This is a genomic window from Saliterribacillus persicus, from assembly GCF_003337485.1.
GTDB classification, from domain to species: Bacteria; Bacillota; Bacilli; order Bacillales; family Amphibacillaceae; genus Saliterribacillus; species Saliterribacillus persicus.
Genome location: NZ_QPJJ01000034.1, coordinates 1 through 1,657, shown reverse-complemented (window position 1 = coordinate 1,657; position 1,657 = coordinate 1). Strand labels below are relative to the sequence as shown.

The 1,657-nt window shown below is 36.0% G+C and carries 1 protein-coding gene; it reads left to right on the top strand.

Translation table 11 applies throughout. From position 1 onward, the window contains the following. Positions 1-67 precede the first annotated feature (67 nt). A protein-coding gene (locus DFR57_RS18080; RefSeq protein ID WP_245937523.1) for an IS3 family transposase occupies positions 68-1,626 on the top strand; the annotation gives its coding sequence in 2 pieces (ribosomal slippage) (positions 68-710 and positions 710-1,626; 1,560 coding nt in all). Positions 1,627-1,657 lie beyond the last annotated feature (31 nt).

Sequence of the window (1,657 nt, the reverse complement as noted above, 5' to 3'; positions counted from 1 at the left end):
TGATATGCTCCCCTTAAGGTAGACAGATTAAAAAATAAAAATCTGACTACAAAGGGGAGTATTTTTTGTGTCCAAAAGATCTTTTTCTGCAGACTATAAATATGAGGTCTTAAAAGCGTGGGAGGATGGTTTATATTCGCTAAGGGAACTTGCTAAGAAATATAAAGTGTATGAATCAACTATTCAGGAATGGAGAAACAAGTTCGATAAATTTGGAACCGAAGGTCTCCAAGAATCCTCCGGCTGGAAAACATACACAAAGGAAGTTAAACGCTCTGCTGTACTGGATTATCTTTCAGGTGAATATTCCTTACGTGAGATTACAAGAAAGTATGAAATATCTGATCAATCTGTCCTCAGGTTGTGGATTAACAAGTATAATAGTCATAGAGAATTAAAGGATACATCAAAAGGAAGGACGAGCTCTATGACTAAAGGGAGAAAAACTACTTGGGAAGAACGAATACAAATTGTACTTGATTGCTTGGGGAACGGAAAAGATTATCAAGAAGCAGCTAATACTTATAATGTTTCTTATCAACAAGTCTATCAATGGGTTAAGAAGTATGAAGATGGCGGAGATGAAGCGTTGAAAGATAAACGTGGTCATAAGAAAGATGAAGCTGAGCTAACTCAAGAAGAGAAAAACAATCTTCAAATGAAAAAGTTAGAAAGAGAAAATGAACGGTTACGTGCGGAGAATTTATTCTTAAAAAAGTTAGAGGAGATCGAAAGGAGGCGAAAATAAGCCAAATCCGATTTGAAGATAAGTATATAGCTATTCAGGAACTTCATAAAAACGAGAATCTAAGCATTAGTTTACTTTGCGAAATCGCAGGAATTGCACGATCAGCATACTATAAGTGGCTAAATCGTACTCCTTCATCCAGAGAAAAACTGAATAAAGAAATCATCAACGAGATGAAAGCTCTCCATGAGAAAGTTGATGGCATATTTGGTTATCGTCAAATGACGCTTCACATGAATAGAAAGTTTGAGGAGAAACTTAATCATAAAAGAATCTATCGGTTGATGAAAGTGGCTGGATTACGCTCTGTCATTCGTGTTAAAAAGAAGCAATATAAACGCTCTACACCTCAACATGTGACAGACAATATATTAAATCGTGAATTTACAGCCGAAAAACCAAATGAAAAGTGGGTAACGGACGTTACAGAATTTAAGTATGGCCAATCAAAAAAGGCCTATTTAAGTGCAATTCGTGATCTTTATGACGGATCCATAATAAGCTATGTCCTAGGACACTCCAATAATAATCAACTTGTATTCAAGACACTTGATCAAGCCACAGTACAATTGAATGGAGATCATCCTCTTATCCATAGTGACCGTGGATTTCAATACACATCTAAAGGGTTCAAACGTAAGATAGATGCGGCAGAGATGACACAAAGCATGTCACGAGTTGGTCGGTGTATTGATAATGGACCAATGGAGTCATTTTTTGGGACTCTGAAATGTGAGAAGTATTATTTGCATAAATATAATTTGTTTGAGGAACTTTCGCTTGCGATAGATGAGTACATCCATTTTTATAACCACGATAGATATCAAAAACGATTAAACGGCCTTAGCCCTATGGAATATAGAGCTAAAGCCGCTTAAATCATTTTTATTATTTCCACTGTCTACTTGA